This is a genomic window from Paenibacillus sp. 1001270B_150601_E10, assembly GCF_015558675.1.
Taxonomy (GTDB): domain Bacteria; phylum Bacillota; class Bacilli; order Paenibacillales; family Paenibacillaceae; genus Paenibacillus_B.
The window spans coordinates 705,412-727,590 of record NZ_JADMOL010000002.1 but is presented as its reverse complement, the minus strand read 5'-3'; the positions used below and the strand labels follow the sequence as shown (position 1 = coordinate 727,590).

General features: G+C 45.8%; 26 protein-coding genes. All 26 read right to left on the bottom strand.

The window, feature by feature from the left end; genetic code table 11:
• Positions 1–78 precede the first annotated feature (78 nt).
• The 26 genes from I2H74_RS08295 to flgB all read right to left on the bottom strand — a co-directional run bounded on the left by I2H74_RS08295 (position 79) and on the right by flgB (position 22,139).
• On the bottom strand, positions 79–975 hold the full coding sequence (locus tag I2H74_RS08295) for a MinD/ParA family protein (protein WP_195573197.1): 897 nt from the start codon (positions 973–975) through the stop codon (positions 79–81).
• The gene (flhF, locus tag I2H74_RS08290; protein ID WP_195573195.1) at positions 972–2,330 is read right to left on the bottom strand and encodes a flagellar biosynthesis protein FlhF; all 1,359 of its coding nucleotides are present in this window, start codon (positions 2,328–2,330) and stop codon (positions 972–974) included. The genes I2H74_RS08295 and flhF overlap by 4 nt, the downstream gene beginning before the upstream one ends.
• Entirely contained in the window at positions 2,327–4,360 is a 2,034-nt protein-coding gene (gene flhA / locus I2H74_RS08285) for a flagellar biosynthesis protein FlhA (protein WP_195573193.1), read from the bottom strand. The genes flhF and flhA overlap by 4 nt, the downstream gene beginning before the upstream one ends.
• A gap of 28 nt (positions 4,361–4,388) precedes the next feature.
• A complete protein-coding gene (gene flhB, locus I2H74_RS08280; RefSeq protein ID WP_195573191.1) occupies positions 4,389–5,489 on the bottom strand; it encodes a flagellar biosynthesis protein FlhB in 1,101 nt (366 codons plus the stop codon).
• 17 nt (positions 5,490–5,506) lie between these two features.
• On the bottom strand, positions 5,507–6,286 hold the full coding sequence (gene fliR / locus I2H74_RS08275) for a flagellar biosynthetic protein FliR (RefSeq protein ID WP_195573189.1): 780 nt from the start codon (positions 6,284–6,286) through the stop codon (positions 5,507–5,509).
• Between the two features lie 11 nt (positions 6,287–6,297).
• Positions 6,298–6,567, bottom strand: a complete 270-nt coding sequence (fliQ, locus tag I2H74_RS08270; RefSeq protein ID WP_195573187.1) for a flagellar biosynthesis protein FliQ — start codon at positions 6,565–6,567, stop codon at positions 6,298–6,300.
• Positions 6,568–6,596: 29 nt separating this feature from the next.
• Positions 6,597–7,355: a flagellar type III secretion system pore protein FliP gene (fliP, locus tag I2H74_RS08265; RefSeq protein ID WP_195573185.1), complete on the bottom strand. Its 759-nt coding sequence runs from the start codon at positions 7,353–7,355 to the stop codon at positions 6,597–6,599.
• 8 nt (positions 7,356–7,363) lie between these two features.
• Positions 7,364–7,915 carry a flagellar biosynthetic protein FliO gene (locus tag I2H74_RS08260; RefSeq protein WP_195573183.1) on the bottom strand — a complete coding sequence of 184 codons (552 nt, stop codon included), beginning with the start codon at positions 7,913–7,915 and terminating at the stop codon, positions 7,364–7,366.
• Positions 7,916–7,918: 3 nt separating this feature from the next.
• The gene (locus I2H74_RS08255) at positions 7,919–8,281 is read right to left on the bottom strand and encodes a response regulator (RefSeq protein ID WP_195573181.1); all 363 of its coding nucleotides are present in this window, start codon (positions 8,279–8,281) and stop codon (positions 7,919–7,921) included.
• Positions 8,282–8,306: 25 nt separating this feature from the next.
• Complete coding sequence (fliY, locus tag I2H74_RS08250; RefSeq protein WP_195573179.1) at positions 8,307–9,626, bottom strand: flagellar motor switch phosphatase FliY; 1,320 nt, start codon at positions 9,624–9,626, stop codon at positions 8,307–8,309.
• On the bottom strand, positions 9,616–10,614 hold the full coding sequence (fliM, locus tag I2H74_RS08245) for a flagellar motor switch protein FliM (protein WP_195573177.1): 999 nt from the start codon (positions 10,612–10,614) through the stop codon (positions 9,616–9,618). The genes fliY and fliM overlap by 11 nt, the downstream gene beginning before the upstream one ends.
• Positions 10,615–10,659: 45 nt before the next feature.
• Entirely contained in the window at positions 10,660–11,130 is a 471-nt protein-coding gene (locus I2H74_RS08240; RefSeq protein ID WP_195573175.1) for a flagellar basal body-associated FliL family protein, read from the bottom strand.
• Positions 11,127–11,351 (bottom strand): flagellar FlbD family protein, encoded by a 225-nt coding sequence (locus I2H74_RS08235; protein WP_195573173.1) that lies wholly within the window; start codon positions 11,349–11,351, stop codon positions 11,127–11,129. The genes I2H74_RS08240 and I2H74_RS08235 overlap by 4 nt, the downstream gene beginning before the upstream one ends.
• A gap of 99 nt (positions 11,352–11,450) precedes the next feature.
• Positions 11,451–12,269 (bottom strand): flagellar basal body rod protein FlgG, encoded by an 819-nt coding sequence (gene flgG, locus I2H74_RS08230; protein ID WP_195573171.1) that lies wholly within the window; start codon positions 12,267–12,269, stop codon positions 11,451–11,453.
• Between the two features lie 96 nt (positions 12,270–12,365).
• Positions 12,366–12,770, bottom strand: a complete 405-nt coding sequence (locus I2H74_RS08225) for a TIGR02530 family flagellar biosynthesis protein (RefSeq protein WP_195573169.1) — start codon at positions 12,768–12,770, stop codon at positions 12,366–12,368.
• Positions 12,767–13,306, bottom strand: coding sequence for a flagellar hook capping FlgD N-terminal domain-containing protein (locus I2H74_RS08220; protein ID WP_420707429.1), 540 nt, complete (start codon positions 13,304–13,306; stop codon positions 12,767–12,769). Before I2H74_RS08220 ends, I2H74_RS08225 begins: the two co-directional genes overlap by 4 nt.
• 33 nt (positions 13,307–13,339) lie before the next feature.
• Positions 13,340–14,656, bottom strand: a complete 1,317-nt coding sequence (locus I2H74_RS08215; RefSeq protein WP_195573165.1) for a flagellar hook-length control protein FliK — start codon at positions 14,654–14,656, stop codon at positions 13,340–13,342.
• 41 nt (positions 14,657–14,697) lie between these two features.
• Positions 14,698–15,603 carry a MotE family protein gene (locus I2H74_RS08210; protein WP_229106456.1) on the bottom strand — a complete coding sequence of 302 codons (906 nt, stop codon included), beginning with the start codon at positions 15,601–15,603 and terminating at the stop codon, positions 14,698–14,700.
• Positions 15,604–15,638: 35 nt separating this feature from the next.
• Entirely contained in the window at positions 15,639–16,085 is a 447-nt protein-coding gene (fliJ, locus tag I2H74_RS08205; protein ID WP_195573161.1) for a flagellar export protein FliJ, read from the bottom strand.
• Between the two features lie 7 nt (positions 16,086–16,092).
• Entirely contained in the window at positions 16,093–17,427 is a 1,335-nt protein-coding gene (gene fliI, locus I2H74_RS08200; protein WP_195573159.1) for a flagellar protein export ATPase FliI, read from the bottom strand.
• Positions 17,417–18,265, bottom strand: a complete 849-nt coding sequence (locus I2H74_RS08195) for a FliH/SctL family protein (protein ID WP_195573157.1) — start codon at positions 18,263–18,265, stop codon at positions 17,417–17,419. The genes fliI and I2H74_RS08195 overlap by 11 nt, the downstream gene beginning before the upstream one ends.
• Positions 18,258–19,271: a flagellar motor switch protein FliG gene (fliG, locus tag I2H74_RS08190; protein ID WP_195573155.1), complete on the bottom strand. Its 1,014-nt coding sequence runs from the start codon at positions 19,269–19,271 to the stop codon at positions 18,258–18,260. The genes I2H74_RS08195 and fliG overlap by 8 nt, the downstream gene beginning before the upstream one ends.
• Positions 19,272–19,277: 6 nt before the next feature.
• Positions 19,278–20,864, bottom strand: coding sequence for a flagellar basal-body MS-ring/collar protein FliF (gene fliF, locus I2H74_RS08185; protein WP_195573153.1), 1,587 nt, complete (start codon positions 20,862–20,864; stop codon positions 19,278–19,280).
• A gap of 39 nt (positions 20,865–20,903) precedes the next feature.
• Positions 20,904–21,206, bottom strand: coding sequence for a flagellar hook-basal body complex protein FliE (gene fliE, locus I2H74_RS08180; protein WP_195573151.1), 303 nt, complete (start codon positions 21,204–21,206; stop codon positions 20,904–20,906).
• Between the two features lie 65 nt (positions 21,207–21,271).
• Positions 21,272–21,724: a flagellar basal body rod protein FlgC gene (gene flgC, locus I2H74_RS08175; protein ID WP_195573149.1), complete on the bottom strand. Its 453-nt coding sequence runs from the start codon at positions 21,722–21,724 to the stop codon at positions 21,272–21,274.
• A gap of 7 nt (positions 21,725–21,731) precedes the next feature.
• A complete protein-coding gene (flgB, locus tag I2H74_RS08170) occupies positions 21,732–22,139 on the bottom strand; it encodes a flagellar basal body rod protein FlgB (RefSeq protein WP_195573147.1) in 408 nt (135 codons plus the stop codon).
• Between the last annotated feature and the right edge of the window lie 40 nt (positions 22,140–22,179).

Here is a 22,179-nt window from a genome sequence, read left to right as displayed (position 1 = left end):
CTTTACAGACATCCCCGATCACACTCCTTTAGGACGAAAATGATTGGAAAAATCGTGGAGTATAGAACATCATCCAAGTTAGGTGATACGTCTCAACCAGCGATTAATAAATCCGGTAATGCCCCTTGTCGTATTTTGCTGTTCTTGATCATACAAGAAGGCTTGGGCTAGCTGTCTAATCTGCTTTGATACTTGAATATTAGGGTAAAGCAGTGTGAACGGAGTTTGCCTCTTCACGGCTTGCATCACATGTTGATCATCATTCAGGTAACCTAGCACCGGAAGCTCAAGCTGAAGAAAGCGCCGTGCTACCGAGATGAGCCGCTCCGCTGTCTGCTTTCCCTCACTCCAATCCATTACCCGATTCACGACGATGCGGAACGCGGTATCAGGAAAATGTGTGTGAACAATTTTGATCAAGGCATAGGCGTCGGCAATAGCCGTCGGCTCAGGCGTCGTGACAACAAACGTCTCGTCTGCCGCTGCCACAAATCGGATCGTTTCTTTGCTAAGTCCTGCACCTGTGTCAAACAAAATAACATCATATCGTTCAGACCACTCCGAGAGCTCATCTAAAAATCGCTCTAGTGAGGAAGAAGACATTTCATGAAGCTCTTTGAAGCCTGATCCGCCAGGCACATAATGGATGCCACTTGGACCAACCTGAACGATTTCCTCAAGACGCTTGCTGCCGTTGAGAACGTGATACAGGCTAACAGAAGAAGGAGAGCCTATAAGAACATCAATATTCGCCATTCCGATGTCCGCATCAAAGATTAAAGTACGCATTCCTTCTTCCTGCAGCATGATTCCAAAATTCAACGTAAAATTGGATTTCCCAACGCCGCCTTTTCCACTCGTAATCGTGATTACGCGAGGAGTTCGCTTCTCACTCTCACCTTGTGGAGTGGTGCCTTGCGGTTGAGAAGCACGTCGCTGTACAAGTTTGCGGAGTGCTTGTGCCTGATCCATCATGAGACTTGTTCCCCTAGCAGATGCTTCACCATCTCGGAAGGCTCAAAGCTTTGGATGTCATCTGGCACATTTTGTCCGAATGTGACATAGCTAAACGGGATATTCGTCATTTCCGTCAAGTTCAATATCGTTCCAAATGAATCGGTCTCATCCGACTTCGTAAATACGATGCGATCGATCGAGCCTTCTGGAAACTGCTTAATGATCGAGACCATATCATCGGTCTTAGAAGTCAAGCTCAATACAAGAAACACTTCCGAACCTGGCAATGGCTTTAATAACGAGTTCAACTCATTGACATGCAACGGATTGCGATAATTGCGGCCTGCTGTATCCATTAAAATTAAATCTCGATCCTGCAAAGCGTTGACCGCTCTTTGAAGATCGTTAGGTGAGGTCACTACCTCCAAAGGAGCATTCAGGATCGAAGCGTATGTTCTCAACTGTTCTACGGCAGCAATTCGGTATGTGTCAGACGTAATGAAGCCTACATTACGCTGATGATGAAACATCTGATCAGCTGCGAGTTTGGCAATCGTAGTTGTCTTCCCAACACCTGTTGGTCCTGCAAAATATACAATCTTCGTATCAATGGTAAGGCCAAGCTTGCGGTTTCGATGAAGTCTTTTTCGTATTTCTTCAGCTACCGGTGACTTCAGCTGAGCATGCGTTGGATCATCAATGCCCTCTTTGCGAAACATGGTCAATATAGGGGTCATGATCTGATAGACCAAATCAGCGCGCACGCCTTGATTTTTGAGACGCTGGGCCAATGTCTTTGCAGCGGCTGGCCATGAATCCTGCTCATTTAGCATCATCATGGACTTCACCATCGCTTTTACTTCTCGAAGCTCATGCTTCCACTCGTCATCATTGCCTAGATCAGGCTTGATAAGCCGCTCCTCTTCCTTCGCAGCTGCCCTTGAAGTCGGCGCAATCAGGAAATCCTCATCACTTACAGGTTTAGAAGTAGATTGGAATCTGACCTTTTCCATCGACATGCTCTCTGGATGAGGTTCAACTGGCGCCGCAGCGGGCTTAACTGCTGGTTGAACTGCTGCTGGTTTTTCTACCACTGCAGCAGTTTCACTCTTGCCTGAATAAGCTGATCTTGCATGTGAAATTGGAACAACCGGCGGCTTCATCGCTGGAGCTGCAGCATCTCGTGCTGCTTTTTGTACAGGAGCGTCATCCACAGCTGCTGTCACTTCGATCATTTTTTTGTTGAACATGCCTAGGAAACCGCCAGCTTTAATTTCCTTCGTGCTGATAATGACCGCGTCTTTACCAAGCTCTTGACGAATCTGGCTCATCGCCTCAGGCATGGTGGCAACTACGTATTTTTTCACCCTCATACATTAACCACTCCAACGCTTTGAATTTCTACATTTGGCTCCAGCTCATTATAGGAAAGGACCGGAACATCCTGCATCGTACGCTCCATTAACTGACGGAGGTACATTCGAATTGCAGGTGATGCGAGGACAATAGGCTGATAACCCGATTGAACAAGCCTTCCGATTTGCTCTTGGAAACGCTGGAACACCTGCTGCGTAGTGCCAGGGTCCATCGCCAGATAGGAGCCTTGCTCATTTTGCTGCACACTATCCGCAATTTTTCTCTCCAGCGTAGGTCCAACCGTAATAACGCGTAAGGTTTCCCCAGGCACCGAATACTGCTGCGTAATTTGTCTAGCTAAAGCCTGACGCACGTACTCCGTTAGAATGTCCGTATCCTTTGTATAGGTGCCGTAATCCGCTAGTGACTCGAAGATTGTTACTAGATCTCGAATCGATATCTTCTCTCTTAGTAGATTGGCAAGCACTTTTTGAATCTCGCCGATATTCATCAGATTCGGAATGAGTTCATCTACAATAGCTGGGTGCTGCTCTTTTACATTTTCGACGAGCGCCTTTGTTTCTTGGCGTCCGATCAGTTCATGTGCGTGCTTCTTAATGATTTCTGTCAAATGTGTTGCAACGACTGAAGGCGGATCAACTACGGTGTAACCTGATACCTCTGCCCGTTCCTTCATCGCCTCATCCACCCACAGGGCGGGAAGCCCAAAGGCAGGCTCTGTCGTTTCAATTCCCGTAACCGAGTCATCGTCGTAACCTGGGCTCATCGCCAAATAATGATTCAGCAATAGCTCTCCGCGAGCGACGATGTTGCCTTTTATTTTGATGATATATTCATTAGGCTTGAGTTGAATGTTGTCTCGAATGCGAATGACTGGCACGACCAGCCCTAGCTCTAGGGCACATTGCCTGCGAATCATGATGATTCGATCAAGCAGATCGCCACCCTGCTGCACATCTGCAAGTGGAATCAACCCATATCCGAATTCAAATTCAATTGGGTCAACCTGAAGCAAATTAATAACACTTTCTGGACTGCGCACCTCTTCAATTTGCTGTTCTTCTTCCAGCAGTTCTTCGTTAACCGCCTTTTTGTCCAAGTTCTGCTGCATGCGGTATCCGGCATAAGCCAAGATAGCAGCGAATGGAAGAGTCGACATAACGGTAATAGGAGTAAAAAGTCCAAGCATTGCAATCGTTCCTGCTACGATATACAGAAGTTTAGGGTAAGCAAGCATCTGGCTGCTCAAATCTTCTGCAAGATTGCCTTTTGTTGCGGAGCGAGTCACAATCAAACCAGCTGCAGTGGAAATCAATAGTGCCGGAATCTGGCTGACTAAGCCATCACCGATTGATAAAATAGAGTATGTACTTGCTGCGTCTTGGAACGGCATGCCGTGCATGACCATCCCAATAATAAATCCACCAACCAAGTTGATGATAAGGATAACGATACTTGCGATGGCATCCCCTTTTACGAATTTACTCGCACCATCCATCGCACCGTAGAAGTCCGCTTCACTTTCGATTTTTTCCCGACGTTCTTTCGCCTGCTGTTCATTGATTAGACCAGCATTAAGGTCTGCATCAATCGCCATCTGCTTACCAGGCATCGCATCTAATGTGAACCGAGCTGCAACCTCAGCAACGCGCTCAGAACCCTTCGTTATTACAATAAACTGGACAACAACGAGGATGAGGAACACGACAAGTCCTATCGCAATATTCCCTTGTGATATCCACTCTCCGAATGTCTTAATAACTTCACCAGCGTCTCCTTCGCCAAGAATAAGCTTTGTTGAAGACACGTTGAGCGCAATTCTAAATAATGTTGTGATCAATAAAATTGCAGGGAAGATGGAGAAATCGAGTGCTTCCTTTGTGTTCATCGCAATCAAAAGGATCATAAGTGCCATCGATATATTGATGATTAACAAAATATCCAGCAGCATCTTAGGTAGTGGTAATACCATCATTAGCACGATGCCGATGACCCCAACAAGTACGATCAAATCTCTAGCCTTCACAGCTTCTTACCTCCATCCGACTGTCCACTCATTGAACTTTGCCTTTAAGCTTATATACATATGCCAGAACTTCCGCGACAGCTTGAAACAAGTCACCGGGAATGGTTTCCCCAATCTCCGTTCGCTCGAATAATGCGCGCGCAAGCGGCCTGTTTTCCATCGTTATGACACCGTTATCCTTCGCTAGCTCCCTAATTCGTAGAGCCATATAATCTTGGCCTTTTGCTATGACCGTAGGCGCCTCCATCGAGCTTCCCTCATAACGAATAGCAACTGCGAAGTGAGTTGGGTTGGTAATGACCACATCCGCATTCGGAACTTCCTGCATCATGCGCATCATCGCCATCCGGCGTTGTCTTTCTTTAATCTTGCTTTTGATGAGAGGGTCTCCCTCCATCTTTTTGTACTCATCTTTGATATCTTGCTTTGACATTCGAATGCTTTTCTCAAATTCAAACTTCTGGTACATGTAATCAAATACTGCGAGCACACATAAAGCTGCGCCAATCTTAATGCCTAACATAACGGTAAGCTCTGCCGTAAAGGACAATATTCCTTCAAGCGGCATATGACTGAGTTGAATGATTCGGTCCTGTTCTCCCCATAAAGATAGGTAAGCGATAACGCCAATAATGACGAGCTTTATAATCGACTTAGCCAGTTCTACAAGAGAACGCATCGCAAACATTTTTTTAAACCCTTCAACAGGGTTGATTTTGCTGAACTTCACTTTCAGCGGCTCACCTGTAAAGAGAAAACCGATCTGAATGTAATTCATCACTGCCCCTACGATCATAACGACAATGAAAATAGGAGCCATAATAATTAAGAATTGAATAAAGAGCTGACTGAAGTAGTCCATGATGTTGTTTAGCGTCAGGTCCATCCCCATGCGATGACTAAGAGGATCGCTAAACATGGAAATGATTCGGTCCTTGAAAAAACCGCCTAGCAAAAGCAAACTAGCAAATGTCAACGTGAGGATTCCTGCTCCAGGCAGTTCCTGGCTCTTCGCCACTTGGCCTTTTTGCCTGGATTCCTGACGCTTCTTCGGAGTAGCCTTCTCTGTCTTCTCTTGGGAAAACAGCTGCAAATCTAATGAATAGGAATAGCGAGTAACGTCTGACATGAAGAAGAACCTCCAGCTTAAGGTATAATGCTAAGCAGCTGGTCCAATGCTTGGAACATCGTTTCAAAGATTTGCTGCATCACATACACAAAGCTAGGAACGATAAGAGCAAGCATGGCAATACCAATAATGAATTTAAACGGTATACCGACCACAAACACGTTAAACTGTGGTGCAGTACGCGCTAAGAAGCCTAAAGCAACATCTGATAGAAACAAGGCAACGATCATTGGTGCTGCCACTTGAAATGCAATCATAAAAGCTTGAATAAATGCTTTTACAACGAATTGAAAGACCGTCCCGCTGCTGATCATTTCAAAAAAAGGATTCTCCGCAACACTCATCCACTCAAAACTGTGCATGATTCCGTCGATAAAGTAATGGTGGCCATTCAATCCAAGAAACAAGAGCACAACGAAAACGTATTTAAAGTTACCTACCACAGGTGAGGTCATGCCTGTTAATGGATCAATGACGTTTGCAATCCCGAATCCAATCTGCATATCGATGAACGAGCCTGCAATTTGCACGACGGTAAAAAACAATGTTGCAATAAAACCAATCAGCAAGCCTATCATAACTTCTCTTATAATATATAAAATGTATTCGCCATTAGACGGTGCACTAACGCCTATTCCAAACAATAGATAAGCAATAACACTAATGAAGAAAGCGAGTCCGATCTTAAACATAGTCGGCACCCCTTTTGAGGAAAAAACAGGCGCCGCGACAAGGAACGAAGAAATTCGACAAAAGATAAGCAAAAAAACAGGGAACGCTTGAGTGATCATTTCCATGGTTCCACAGCCTAACCGATATAATGATGTAAGTTATTCAAGATGTTGTACGTAAAATCAACCATTGTCGTCAACATCCAAGGACCGAAGATCAAGATTACAACGAACACGGCAATGATCTTAGGCACAAATGCCAAGGTTTGCTCCTGTATCTGGGTTGCGGCCTGGAAAATACTTATGATGAGACCAATCACGAGTGCAGCGATTAACATCGGGGCACTCACCTTGAGCACTGTGTACACCGCTTGTCCCGCTAGGCCGATGATAAACTCAGCACTCATTCCACTCATCCCTTTCTAGCTGTAATGCGCTATCCTAAATTAAAACTGCTGAGCAGTGATTGTACGACGAGATGCCAACCGTCAACGAGAATAAATAACAAGATTTTGAATGGTAGCGAGATCATGACAGGCGGCAGCATCATCATCCCCATTGACATGAGCGTACTGGCGACGACCATATCAATAATTAAGAATGGAATAAAGATCATAAACCCCATTTGAAATGCTGTCTTCAGTTCACTGATTGCATAAGCAGGAACAAGAACTGTAATGGGAATGTCCTCAACCGAGCTAGGCTTCTCTGTCTTCGTGTATTTCATGAATAAGAGCAGATCCTTCTCTCTGGTGTGAGAGGCCATGAATTTCTTCATGGGCACGCTTGCCTTCTCCAGTGCTTGAGTCTGAGTTATCTCACCTTTTATGTAAGGCTGCACCGCTACTTCGTTGACTTGTCCAATCGTAGGTGACATGACAAAAAACGTCATAAACAAAGCGAGTCCTATCAAGATTTGATTCGGCGGCATTTGCTGCGTCCCTAATGATGTTCGTACAAATCCCAGTACAATGACAATTCGTGTAAAGGAAGTCATTAAGATTAGTATTGCAGGTGCAATGCTTAAGATCGTAATGAGCAGTACAAGCGACATTGAGGTAACGCCCGACTGAGTACCCTCTCCTCCAACACTAATATCAATGTCAGGAATTATAGGAGCAGCTCCAACCCATTTAGCCGCGAAGCAGGAAAGAAAGATCATCGCAGTAAAAGCAATGAAGGTTTTTTTATTCATGAATCCATCTACCGTTCTTCTTTGGTATCGTTATTTAACAGTTGTTCCATTCTGGCTGCTCGATCCGATTGGCGCTCCAGCTTCGCATGAAGCATCTCATGAAAGTTTGCCGTTTCAAGCTCATTTGGCTGCTCTTCAGATGCGGGAGCCTTCGCATGTCGATTGTTACGATCTGTCACATTTTTGATCCAGCTTTTTAGCGAAGCAGGAATAGGGATCACAGGAGTCCCTTCCTCCTGCATCAGATCAGCAGTCAGTTTCGCAATCTGCTCGGGATCGCTGATTTTATCAATAAGTGTGACATCCTCACCGATACCGAGCACGTACACGACATCCCCGACTTCAACGACCTGCAGCGTCTTGTTCTGTCCTACAGCCATGCCACCAAGCGTTCTCATGCTTTTATTGCCTTGCCACAATCGATTCTTCCGACTTAGCAAACGAATAAGCACCACGATCAACACAATGATCACGGCCAAGGACAGCAAGATCGTAAATACGTTGCCGATATAACCTCCTACTTCAGGAGCGTTCTGCAGTTGAATGTCCGTCGAATTCATGCATTAACCCAAGGTCTTCTTGATTGCTTCCAATACACGATCTGCTTGGAATGGCTTCACGATAAAGTCCTTCGCGCCAGCTTGAATTGCATCGATTACCATCGCCTGCTGACCCATCGCGGAGCACATAATGACTTTAGCGCTTGGATCCATTTTGCGGATTTCTTTAAGCGCTGTGATTCCGTCCATCTCAGGCATTGTAATATCCATCGTAATCAAATCTGGCTTGTATTCCTTATATTTTTCAATTGCTTGAGCGCCATCTGCTGCTTCCGCAACGACCTCAAAGCCATTTTTCGATAAAATATCGCGAATCATCATTCTCATAAAAGCTGCATCATCAACAATCAAAATACGGTTAGCCATTAACGTATTTCCTCCCTAAGCACAATTATTGTAGTTTCTGTATACGGTCCCATTGATTAAGAATATCTGTGACACGAACGCCGAAATTCTCGTCGATAACAACAACTTCCCCCTTAGCGATCAGCTTGTTGTTAACAAGAATATCGACAGGCTCGCCGGCAAGCTTGTCCAGTTCAATAATAGAACCTTGGGACAGCTCCAATATATCCTTAATTTGCTTATGAGTCCTTCCTAATTCTACTGTGACTCGAAGTGGGATGTCCATCAATAAATTTAGGTTGGAATCATCAGAATGAGCCGAGTTCATTTGATGTAAGTCAGCAAATTGTACAGGTTGTACGTTTACAGGTCTTCCTGGCGCTGCTTGTCTATTTCCTAGCTCTCTTGGCTGAGATTGAGGATACGGCTGAGCATAAACTGGTTCTCCGCCATAACCATAGTTCACATCTGGGTATGCAGGTTCGTTGTACATGCCAGGCTGCCCCATACCTGAATGAGCTGCTGGCGCTTGCTGAGACGCTGCTGGCTGCGGCGCTGCTGCAGTTGGCATAGCAGGTGTAGATGGTGTTACTGGCTCCGCAGGTGCCTCAACAGCAGCTGCAACTTGCGATTCAACAACCGGCACTTCAGCTTGAACGGCTTCTTCCAATCCTTCCAAAGCACCTCCCATTAAACGGCGAACCATCTCCTTCGCAAATGGAACGTTCAACAGCTGCATGATCGTGGAATCAATAAGATCTCCAATCATGAGGCGGAAGGAAATATTGATAAGAACGTTGTCGTCTGGGAGCATCTCATTGCCTTCGCCGTTCTCCATATCCAAGATGCCGATACCTGGTGGAGAAATGTTGACCATCTGATTAAAGATCGTCGACATGGACGTTGCAGACGAGCCCATCATCTGATTCATCGCTTCCTGCACAGCACTGATATGGATCTCATTGAGCTCTTCGCCAGAGATGTTCGTTCCATCTCCACCAAGCATCAAGTCAGCAATGACTTGGGCATCACGCGTCTTGATAACGAGTGAATTAACCCCTTCAAATCCATCCACATAGTGAACATGTACAGCGACATGCGGTCGCGGGAATTCCGCCTCCAAGCTGTCCTTTTGCAACAGTCTGATTACTGGAGTCGTAATGTCTACTTTTCGACCGAGCAAAGTAGAGAGCGCTGTTGCTGCACTACCGAATGTTATATTGCCGATCTCTCCCAGCGCGTCGATCTCCATTGGGTTCAGGTATTTATCGATCGAAGGAGCTGGTGTTGTTTCTACCGAGTCTTCTCCGGATTTTTTCAGCAATGCATCGATCTCTTCCTGAGACAAGTATTCCTTACTCGTCATACTCTTCCACTCCCTCATCTATCACTCGCTCAATTTGAACTGCCATTCGATCTTTGACATTCCCAGGTGCTGCAACATATTTCAATCGTTCCCCGATTCGAATGCCAAGTCCTTCGCCTACCTTTTTATCCAGCGGGATGACATCACCAATAGAGAGCTGTATCATTTCTTGTACCGTAATCGTTGCACAGCCTAGCTCTGCAATGATAGGCAGCTTCGCTTTCTCCAGCCGCTGCTTCAGCATATCGACTTCAATAGGCTCGCTTTTCTTCTTCTCAGACACAAACCAATGGTGTGCAGACAGCTTATGCATAATCGGCTCGATCACAACGTGCGGAATACACAAGTTAATCATTCCTGACGTGTCTCCGATCTTCGTGCTAAGCGAGATCAAGGCAATCGTTTCATTCGGGGACACAATCTGCATGAATTGCGGGTTGGTCTCGAAGCTTTCAAGTCTTGGGCGAATATCAATAACCGTCTTCCACGCCTCTTGCAAACTATCAAACGCACGGCTGAACACTCGCTCCATTACCGTTGTCTCGATCTCCGTAAAGCCCTGCATTTTGGACGGAGCAATACCCGCTCCACCAAGCATGCGATCAAGCATAGCCAGTGCTACGTTCGGATTGACTTCCAGTACCATTCTTCCTTTTAAGGGTTCGGCTTCAAATATATTCAGTACCGTCATTTTCGGAATTGAACGGATAAATTCATCATAGGGCAGCTGTTCCACTTGCACGACGTTAATCTGAACAAAAGTACGAAGCTGCGCTGAAAAATAGGTTGTCAAATACCTTGCGAAGTTCTCATGGATACGTGTGAGTGTCCGAATATGGTCCTTCGAGAATCGAACTGCACGCTTGAAATCGTAGGAACGGACTTTCTTTGTCGTCTCTTCCTTTTTCAGCTCATCTGCATCCATTTCACCTGATGACAATGCAGCTAACAAGGCATCAATCTCGTTTTGCGATAAAACGTCAACCAATCGTTTCACCCCCCTTACAGGAATCAACGTCTACATGTAATAAAATCATCTCATTGGGCTTAAAACATAATCCGTAATATCAATCTGAATGACTTTGCCTGATGGAAGCATCTTGTTGATCCGCTCTACAAGCTTGTCACACAATTGATCTTGGCCTTTTGTACCCTGAAGATCTTCTCTTGTGGTATCCGCCAAGGTTTTAAGGATAATCGGCTTTACCTTAATGTCCATGATCTTATCGAATTCAGCTTTTGTCTTCTTGCTGTCAAGCTGGAAGGCAAATGCGATTCTTACGATTTGATCCTGATTGGCGAGATTCGTCGTGATGTCGCTCATTGTGCTTGTCACTTCAATAATCTCATCAGCAGTCAGGCGCTTAACATTGGCCTCAACGCCTTGGGCGGCTTCGCCTGAGCTTGGGCTGTTGCCCGTTGTGTTCATAAGCATAATCACGATTAGGACGATCAGCGTCATTGCGAGTAGCATCGTGATTAACCATGGCAGCATTCGTTTCATGACTGTTCCTCCGTTGTATGCAGCTTCATCGTTCCAGCAAGCGCACCAATTGTCTGTAAATATGCTGTAACTTGACGAATAACCTCTGAGGCAGGCTCTCGAACGATAACCTTTTTACCATTGTATAAGGTGATATATGTATCAGGGGTTTCCTCGACTAATTCAATATGGAGAGCATTAACCCACAATTTCGAGCCATTCAATCTTGTTACTTCCACCATCGACTTATCCCCCTTGTAACCATCCTTGGACAGTCTGTGACAAGACTGTCCAAGAACGGTAAACCGTATTGCAAGCTTAGTTACGGCCTAGCTTCATGATTAGCGCTTCAGGTTTACAACCTCTTGAAGCACTTCATCAGAAGTCGTAATAATTCGTGAGTTCGCTTGAAAACCACGCTGTGCAACGATCATTTCAGCAAACTCCGATGTCAAATCGACATTGGACATCTCAAGCTGTCCAGATACGATAGCGCCTGTGCCTACTTCCGCATCATTAGCTGTCACGTATTCAAACTCACCGTCTTCGTTGGCGTTTGGTGTAAGACGGTACAAGTTGCCACCCATCTTCTCAAGGCCCTCTGGGTTCACGACCTTGCCAATACCCAGCTGAATGCCGGTTCCTTCTGTCACACCGTCAGAAGTTGTAGCGATAATTTCACCTGTTTGAGAGATCGTAAATGAAGTGACATCCTCATCAAGAACAATCGGCGCACCGCCGTTATCTGTCACGAATAGACCATCAGAAGTAACCAACTGTCTTGCCGCATCAAGATGGAAGTCTCCTGCTCGAGTCAAGAAAGGAACCTCTTGATCCTCGCTAAGGATCACGGTAAAGAATCCATCTCCATCAATACGCAGGTCAAGAGGGCGGTTTGTCGTCATTGCACTGCCGCCTGTATGAACCGTGTCAATGGAACCAATTTGAACCCCTAGACCCACTTGCATGGGGTTCACACCGGCCTGACCATCCGCTGCTGCAGTTGCGCCAGACATGGTTTGACTCATGATGTCCTTGAACATTACACGTCCTGCTTTAAAGCCTGTTGTATTTACGTTCGCGATGTTGTTGCCAATGACGTCAAGCTTGGTTTGAAAACCGCGCATACCAGATACACCTGAATACATGGAACGAATCATTGTTCTTCAACCTCCGTAATATTGGGATAAGCGTCCACTTCAATCGGTCCATGGACGATGGCCTCCGTCGTGGTCCAGCCATATACTTTGCAACGTTTATTCAATACAGACCGCGCTGTCTATCGCTGTGAATAGATGCCCTTGCTGAAAGGGCTGATCCAGTGCTGTAATGATTGTCCGAGACGGTACATTCACGATATAAGCTGCATTATTCATTAACACTAGAGACTGCTTCGAGCCTTTAGCAGCAGCTTGCTCCACAGCCGCGTTGATCTTGCTCATCACTTCAGGAGTGAGGTTCATTCCTCTCTCTTGAATGCGCTGGGATGCATGATGACTGAATTGTACGCCATCTGTTCGTTTTAATTCCCGGTCAAATAACTCTTTGAATGGAACTTGCTGTTCTGCTGAGACCGTTTCCTTTACTGACTGCTTTTGGGACTGAACAGGTTGAACGGGAGCCTGTGGCCTTAATCCGCCCAAGTGGAAGTTCGTTCTCATGCCTGCTCACCAACTTCGCTGCCAGCTTCATTGCCTGACTCGGATTCAGACTCACTTCCCTCAGAACCCGATTCCCCTGTTCCAGGGTTTCTGATCTCCATAATATCAGTTAGCGCAATTTCATTATCGCCTATCTTTGCATAGCTGACGCCTTGACGTATGATAATGGAATCCACCACTCCCGAATAAACAACAGGAATCGTACTTCCATCTGCTCCAGCTTCGCCCGGTCCAAGCCAAGACACTTCCTTGCCGATGAGAGACGACGACATGCCAAGCGACTGGTTCATCGCCTGCAGCTGCGTTGATATTCCATTTAACAGCTCTACAGAGGTGAATTGAGCCATCTGTGCAATGAACTCTTTATCCTCCATTGGCTGCATCGGATCCTGATTCGCCAGCTGGGTAATTAATATGTGTAGAAAGTCGTCTTTATCAAGCGTCTTCTCTGCACCCGTTGGTTTAACCTTGTCCAGGTTCTCCTTGCTGTAGTTCGGCCATAAGAGATTATTCGTAATTCCTGCATTTGCGGACATCTTCATTCACACCTCCTTCTATCCACTGCATGATTATATGCTTGCTTCAAATGATGATCCCATCGCTGTACGTCTAACACTTGACTCCTCTACTGCATCAACCTCCAGCATCTCCCCATGCTCATCGACAATGGCCGATCCGTTAGAAGATGATCCCTGAGAAGATTGTCCTTGAGGATTCGATTGTCTCTCCCCATGGAACATATTCGAGGACAGCGTAGAAGAAGTCGTCTGAGTCACCTGCTGAGAAACTTCCAATTTATCAACCTGGATCCCTTGAGATTGCAATGCGCTTCTAAGCATGGATAGCTGCTGATCGATTATATCTTTAGCTGCTGCGTGCTCTGTGATAAAATGAGCGATCAACTGTCCATGCTGCATGGTCAAACGCACATCCACTTGACCAAGGTGTTCAGGATACAATGTAATCTTCGCCTGTGACACACCTTCTTGAGTCGTGAATGCCAGCTGTTTCACGACAAAAGTAGACATCTCCTGAGAGAAATGACTGGCTTGAATCGGTACTGCTGTCTTCGGTGCTCCAGTTCCTTCAGCTCTCAGGGCAAATTGACCTGCAGTCATGACTTGATTCGTGACTTGACCGTCATCAGCTGTCGACGTCATTCCTTCATTCACAACATGCACGGATTTCGCTGCACGAAGCTGTTCAACATCTGTCGTGACAGTTTGTACCATTGGACGCGTCGTGATCTCAGGCATCACTTGATTAGCTGACGGGTGGGTAGGGTTTGTCACGTGTGTTGGGTGAACAACTGGCCTCGCTTCTTTACTCGCGATTTGTGTAATGAGCGTGTCGAGCTGCTGTATTAGCTTCTGCCCTTCTGCAGATACAAGCTTAGCTTGCTGCGTCTCAAGCGGAGCATTTGTTTTAACCAGCTGCTTAATCTGTTCAAACTGATCACGAACGACAAGCATAACCGTTTGCGGCTCTTCAGTAAGCATTTGAATGGCCGTTTGCTGCTCAACTGTAGCCGTTTCTGATCCTTGTGATTGAAGAAAGGCTGCTGCTTGCTGAATCCATGCCTGTACCATTTGAAGAAGCTCAGGATTATTCGCAAGCTGGTCTTCCATCTGTTCCGGCTGAAGCGTCAGCAGCTGTTCTAAAGCTTCCAACAATTCCGATGAACCACCAAGCATCTGATCTAAAGATGTCTCACTCTCCGCAAACCAGAAAGGGAGAACATTCGCTCCAGTTGTCGTTTCTGTTGACTCGCCCATAAGCTGATTAAGTGTCGAAAGAAACGGGCCATTTCCATCAGAGGCAGACTTCTTCGTGGCTTGGGCAGTTGCATTTGCCGGTTGTGTCGACATAATCATCCCAATATTCATGTTTTCACCTCCTTTCTGAGAAGGTAATCCCTTGACGAACATTACGGGAAAAGCTTTGCAACGATCTTAGCCGTAGCTGCATTATCGATCTGAGTCATCGCATCGATAAGCTTTGAGCGGGTTGAATCTTCTACCGCATTTAAGATGGAAAGCACTTTGTCTTGACTTATTTTAGCAGTCTCTAGAAGAATTTCTGCACCGCTCTTTGGTGTCATACTGGCAAAGGTCCGATTAATTTGTGCCTTATCTAGCCCCGTGCTCGGCGTCTTCTCATTCTCCATCTTCTGAAGTCGAGATTGCAATGCAGCGATCGCCTGGCTCTCTGAAGGCTTAACATCCTTTAAGCGAATGGAGGCTTCTGCCGCAATCTTTGGATTCATTTTTTCAAGAATCTTGACCCGATCGTCATTTTTCATCGCATTGAATACAAGCACAAGCTCATCCATGGTCAAATTCTCCATGATCGGCGCAGCTTTACTTGGCATCATGCTTGCATACATATTCGCCAAATCTTTCACTTGCTTCTCGTACTCTTCCTTGTTTGTACGTTCAGTCTCATCTTTTTTCTTCGTTTCTTCCAATTGCTTGGACAAATCCTTCACTTGCCCTTCAAGCTCTGTGCGCTTGTCTGCAAGCACACGAAGGTCATTATCCTTTGAAGCTAACAAAGCCTTAAGATCCTCGACTTCTTTCGCTGTATCCTTTTCCGGTTCTTTTTTATCTTTCGAGCCTGTTGTTTTCGAATCCTGATCAGGCAGCCACTTGTTTACGATCGGAACTTTTTCTACAATATCAAGCATTTGAGTGCGCCAATTGGAACTGAACACAAACAAAAGCACGACCAGAAGCACGACTAAAAAAATAATCGGTGTCGCAAAAAATAAAAATCGTTCAAATTTCGTATAGGGCTGATCCTCTTCTTTTTCTTCTAATAAATCTTTAGCCACTGCCATCCCCTCCTGCATTACCCGTATACGCTTCGTTAACGAGCAGCCATATGATAACGGACGGTAGCCATTTCATCCATCTCAATCTGTTCAGCACGAAGGACTTCTTGTTGAAATGCGAATTGCGCTTTCTCCCTAGCTTTTAGCCATAACTTCTCATCTGAGACACATTCAAACAGATGGGCCTGCTTCTCTTGAACCTGCACTTCTGCTCGCTTCACACGCTCAAAACCGTTCAGCAGCTCTTGATCCAAATATCCGATATACTCCTGCAACGCCATGATTTCTTTGACTGGAGCGCAGGTCGCACATAAATCTTGAAGCTTATCGGCGAGTTGTTGACGTTCCTCTTGTATGCTTGCCACCCGAGTCTCTTCCGATTGAAGATGTCCAATGGCTTGAGATAATACCCATTCAGACTGTTTTTTCGTATTGGTTTTCAAATCTAGAACCTTCTGAAAGGTATAGTGAAAGCCTCGCATGTCTTAATCATCTCCCTGAAAATTCAATCATAAGGCGATTTATGGTCTCTTCATACGTTGCTGATTCCGTCACTCTTTGCTGCGTAAAGCTATTAATGGCTTCCATGGCTTGAATGGCTTCGTCAATTGCTGGGTTGGAGCCATGCTGATAGGCTCCTATGTTAATTAAATCTTCCGATTCTTTATATAAGGCTAGCAGTCGCTTCAAGCGCTCAGCTGCTAGCTGCTGCTCTTCTGGCACAATGTCCTTCATAACCCGGCTCACGCTTGCAAGGACATCGATTGCTGGGTAATGCCCTTTGTGAGCGATGCTTCGATTCAACACGATATGCCCATCGAGGATGCCTCGAACCGCATCGGCAATCGGTTCATTCATGTCATCGCCATCTACCAGCACGGTGTAAAAGGCTGTAATCGAACCTGCTGGGCCAGTGCCGCTTCGTTCAAGAAGCTTGGGTAGACTTGCAAATACAGAAGGCGTATAGCCTCTCGTTGCTGGCGGTTCACCAATTGCCAATCCGACTTCGCGCATCGCCATCGCATATCGCGTCACCGAGTCCATCATCAGCATGACATTCATGCCGCGATCACGAAAATACTCTGCGATTGTTGTTGCGATTACCGCACCTTTAATTCGTACAAGCGCAGGTTGATCCGAAGTAGCAACAATAACAATAGAACGTGCCAAGCCTTCAGGACCAAGATCTCGCTCTATGAACTCGAGCACTTCTCTTCCCCGTTCGCCAATAAGTGCAATGACATTCACATCAGCTGCTGTATTTCTAGCAATCATTCCAAGCAGTGTACTCTTACCAACACCCGAACCAGCAAAAATACCAACCCGCTGACCGTTGCCTATCGTAAGCAACCCATCAATTGCTCTTACACCTACGCCTAGCGGCTCTTTAACACGAGGACGCTTTAGCGGATTAGATGGAGTTGCCGAAGTTGAATATTTAGCCATTCTAGTTGGAAGAAACGATCCATCCAGTGGCTGTCCCAGTCCATTAAGCACCTTGCCCAAGAGCTCTGAACCGACTTGAACCGTTAACGGCTTGCCTGTACCGACTACATCGCAACCTGGCCCGATATCTTGCAGCTCACCTAGCGGCATAAGAAGCACTTTGTTATCACGAAATCCTACGACCTCGGCCAAGAGCGGCGTCTGCCCCTTAGTAGGGTAGATGTAACATACCTCTCCAATGCTAGCATCTGGTCCTTCTGACTCTACGGTCAAGCCGATAACCTGCGTTACTTTACCGTTTACCCGAACAGGATCAATGTGCTGCAAATAGTCGGTGTATTTCAGCGGGTCCCAGATGACCTTGTGATCAGCCTTCATCACTTACCTCTCCCTCTTGCTGATGAGCCACCTGAAGCAATGCCTTCTTCACTTCTTCAAGCTGTGTCTCGATTCGCGCATCAATGCTCCCTAAAGAAGATCGAATCACACAGCCATGGTCTCTTACACTTGCATCAGGTATGATCTGCAGTTCCGCTTGGGAATCAATGACGAGGCTTAATTCTTCCCTAGCCGCTTGCATAAAGCTGAATTGCTGTGGAGATACACATAGCGTGATTACCCCGCTTTCGCGCTTGCGTGCAAGCTGCTTGCGAACCAACTGGAGCACAAGGTCTGGATCAATCGACAGCTGTGTGCCGATTATTTTCTCCGCAATGGCGCAGCTAACGGTCACGACAAACGGCTCGGCTTCTTGGATAATTTGTTCCTTCGCTGTATAGGCCTGCATAAGCAATTGTTCAGATTCTTTAACTCGCGACTCATAAGCAGCCTGAATATCCTGCTCTGCTTGAGCAATGCCAGCACTATGTCCTTCATGATAGGCTTCTGCCTGCACCCGCTCTCGAACGGCCTCATCTTCGGCACGACGCTCTTCCCACCAGCTTTGAATTTGCTGCTGTGCGTCTTCCAAGCATTGCTCAGCCGCAAGCCCAGCTTCTTTAACTTGCTGTTCTGCGATCGCCTGGGCATCCTTCAAGATTGTGTTTCTGAGCTCAGCGAGCTCTTTATCCTGCTCTAATAGACCTTCTTCGGTTAAAGGCTTGCGCTCTTCAAGCATCACTTCTTCTTGAACGCGCTCTTGATGTTTTCTTACAGCCTCAAGCATCCGCATCTGTTCAACGGGGACATAATGTGTAGATTTGATGATATTAGACAACGATATCGTCTCCTCCACCGCGTGCGATTATGATTTCTCCAGACTCTTCCAGTCTGCGGATAATAGCAACAATGCGAGTCTGAGCTTCCTCAACGTCACGCAGCCTTACTGGACCCATAAACTCCATCTCTTCGCGGAACGTATCCGCCATACGCTTAGACATATTCCTGAAGACCGCATTACGAACTTCCTCGCTTGCGACTTTAAGCGCAAGTTGAAGATCCGCATTTTCCACATCACGAATAATTCGCTGAATGGAACGATTATCGATATTAACGATGTCTTCAAAGACAAACATCCGTTTCTTAATCTCTTCTGCAAGCTCAGGATCTTGAATCTCTAAGGAATCCAAAATGGTACGTTCTGTACCGCGGTCGACCCCATTCAAGATGCCAACGATAGATTCGATGCCGCCTGCACTAGTATAATCCTGCGTAACAGTAGCAGACAGCTTCTGCTCGAGCACAGCTTCTACTTGACTGATAACCTCTGGTGAGGTGCTGTCCATTAGCGCAACGCGTCTAGCGACGTCTGCTTGCTTCTCTGGTGGAAGCGAAGATAGGATCTGTGAAGCCTGCTCTTGCTGCAAATATGAAAGGACAAGCGCAATGGTTTGCGCACTTTCATTTTGAATAAAGTTAAGAATCTGCAGAGCATCTGCTTTTCTAGCAAAATCAAAAGGTCTTACTTGCAGCGTGGCTGTTAATCGATTGATGATGTCAACCGCTTTACTAGAGCCAAGCGCTTTTTCAAGAATTTCTTTCGCATAAGCGATACCGCCCTGCGAAATGTACTCTTGAGCCAGGCAGATTTGATGAAAATCACTTAATACTGCATCTTTCTCAGCAGAATCCACCTTGCGAACATTAGCAATTTCTAAGGTTAGCTGCTCAATCTCTTCATCTCTTAAATGTTTAAAGATTTGAGCAGATACTTCTGGTCCAAGCGAAATGAGCAAGATCGCTGCCTTCTGCCGTCCCGTTAACCCTTGAGATGGTCGTGCCATCTATACTCACCTCGAATCGTCTGCTAACCAAGTGCGCAGCAAATTAACAAATTCCTCTGGCTTCTTCTTCGCCAATGCTTCCAATTGCTTGCGAACTTGATTCTCATTAGTGGTATGTTCCAAATCGATAGAAGGTAGCTCAACATGAGTCGTCGTCATAAGAGGCAGATCCTCATCGAATTCATCCTCTTCAGCTTTCTTGCGACGACGGCTGATTAGGTACGCTGTACCTCCACCTATTAACAGAAGAGCAAGGCCTCCAGCACCATACCATACCCAAGTTGGGATGGAAGTCGCATTAAGCATTCCTTCATTAGTCTCATTTTGAGCAATGACAGAAACTTTCTGTTCTAACTCTGCGTCACTAATAGTAGTGCCTGATTGCTTTAATTGTGCAGATGCGATAGAGCGCAGCACCTTCTCGATGCTTTGAATCTTCGCATCATCCATATTGTCAGCTTGTACAGATGCATGAATCGTTACATCCTGTACGGCGTAAGGGCTAGCTTGAATTACATTTTTAATTCGATTGACTTCATAATTTTTCGTCGATTGCGTTTTCTCTGACGTACTGTTGCCAGAACCGCCTGCACCAGGATAGTTCACTACGTCTTGATCACCCGCTCCAGCAACTCCACCGTCTGCTCCATTAGAACCACTGAATGATTCCTGTAGTTCTTGAGCGCTGATCTCGATCCCTTTCATGTTCTCCGTATCAACTGGAGTAACAAGGTTTTCTTCTTTATTCACTTTATCAAAGTTGAGATTCGCCGAGACGAGGACGTTCACTTGGTCAGACTTAACAACACTGGTGAGATAGTTGCGAATTTTTTCGCTTAGATCACGCTCATAGCGACGCTGTATGACGAGCTGCTCTTCCACCGTGCTTGAAAGTCCGTTGGCTGTCGAGCCTGGGGAGTCTGTCGCATAAAGAGGACCTTCGTCGCTTGTCAGTGTAATATTTTCAACCGGGAGATTCGGAACAGCCGATTTAACCAAGTTATAATAGCTGTCTACCACTTGCTGGTTAGGTGCATATCCTGGCTTGAACTTCAGAATGACAGAAGCGGACGCCTCTTCACCTAGTTCATTCGAAAATACAGTCTCGCGAGGGAGATTCACCAGCACCTGTGCATCCTGTACGCCTTGCATTTGTCGCAGCATGCGTTCAATCTCACCGTTTAGTGCGTCTTTGTAACGAACGTCAAATACATTATCTGTCATTCCGCTCATCAGACCTTCATTGCCAAATGAATCAAAGCCGATAGAGCCGTTTTTGACGATTCCCTGTGCACCTACATCAACACGAACTTTAGAAGCTTGCGCGGCAGGCACAGAAATACTTGTTCCATCTGAGCTTAATTGATAGGGAATTGCGTTTCCGTTCAAATATTCAATAATTCCAGCTGCATCGCTTGCATTAAGGTCTTTAAAGGCAAGTTCGTAGTCTGTTTTCGATAATTGATATGTAACGACACTAATTGTAGCAATTAAGAACATAAGTGTTCCCAGCAAAAGCCACTTTTGCTTTTTGCTGAACTGATTCCAGTACTGAGTGCCTCGTTCCCGGTACTGTGCTAATTTTTCATTCAATGCTTGTCACCCCACCAGAACGAATCAAACCTGTTGTTATTACATTTGCATGCGCATAATTTCTTGATACGCTTCGATCGCTTTATTACGCACCTGAGTGGTTAGTTGCAAACTTAATAACGCGCGTTCCGAGGCGACCATAAGTTCATCAACATTAACCTCACCAAGCATAAATTTTTCGTTTAAAGTTTGTACTTGCTGTTCTTGTGCATCAACTTGAGTTATTGCATCTGATAGAAAGGAGCTGAAAGACTTAGTAATTTCTGAAGGAGTTCTATTAATGGCTGTTGAAGCAGATGCAAAATTCGAGGTTTCAACGGGAAGAGTCGAGTTTAAAATCATGTAAAGGGACACCCTTTCGTTTCTAGATTTCTAAGACACACATATTCACTGATTTGTTCAAGAGTCTAGCCTTTACCAATTTCTAACGCTTTCATTATCATCGCTTTAGAAGCGTTCAAAGCCGTAACGTTTGCCTCATAGGAGCGAGAAGCAACGATAAAGTCTATTTGCTCTTTTGCCATGTCTACATTTGGCATTTGAACATACCCGTTCTCATCCGCATCAGGATGCGATGGCTGATAAACCAGCTTGAATGGTGTTTGATCTTCCTGAATCTTAGACACCTTCACGCCTTGCGGACTCCCCTGTCCGCTCATGGCTCTTTGCAGTGTATCTTGAAAGCTTCCTTTGGACTCTGACATAACAACCGTTTGTCTACGATATGGAACGAATTGCCCGTCTACCATCGAGGCACGGGTCGTTTCTGCATTCGCGATGTTCGCCGAGATGACATCCATGCGAAGCCTTTGCGCCGTTAGCCCGGAAGCACTAATGTGAAAGCTGTTACTTATGTTCATTTAGTTGTTACCTCCTGACGTCAATAGCCGTACGCATCATATTGATATGGTGATTGATTTGCCCAATGTATGTATAGTATCGAAGCTGATTCTCAGCTTGATTGGCCATTTCCACATCAACATTGACGTTGTTCCCATTGTTACCCATAACCGTCGACTGATCCGTAACGGTTTTCCATTCGGGAACCGCCGATTGATTAGGCCCTATAGGAATATGTTTCTCATTCGTACGCTTGCCAGCTAATGTGCCACCGGTCAACTGCTCACGAAGCAAGGATTCAAACTGCACCTCGCTGCGCTTATAATGGGGCGTATCTACATTGGCCAAATTGTTAGATATGACATTCTGACGAGTAGAAGCAGCCTGTAAAGCCCCCTCTAGCTGCTTAACATGTACTCCACCTAGCAGGTTCACTTCACTTTCCTCACTTTCTTAAACCATCCCCGTATTATCA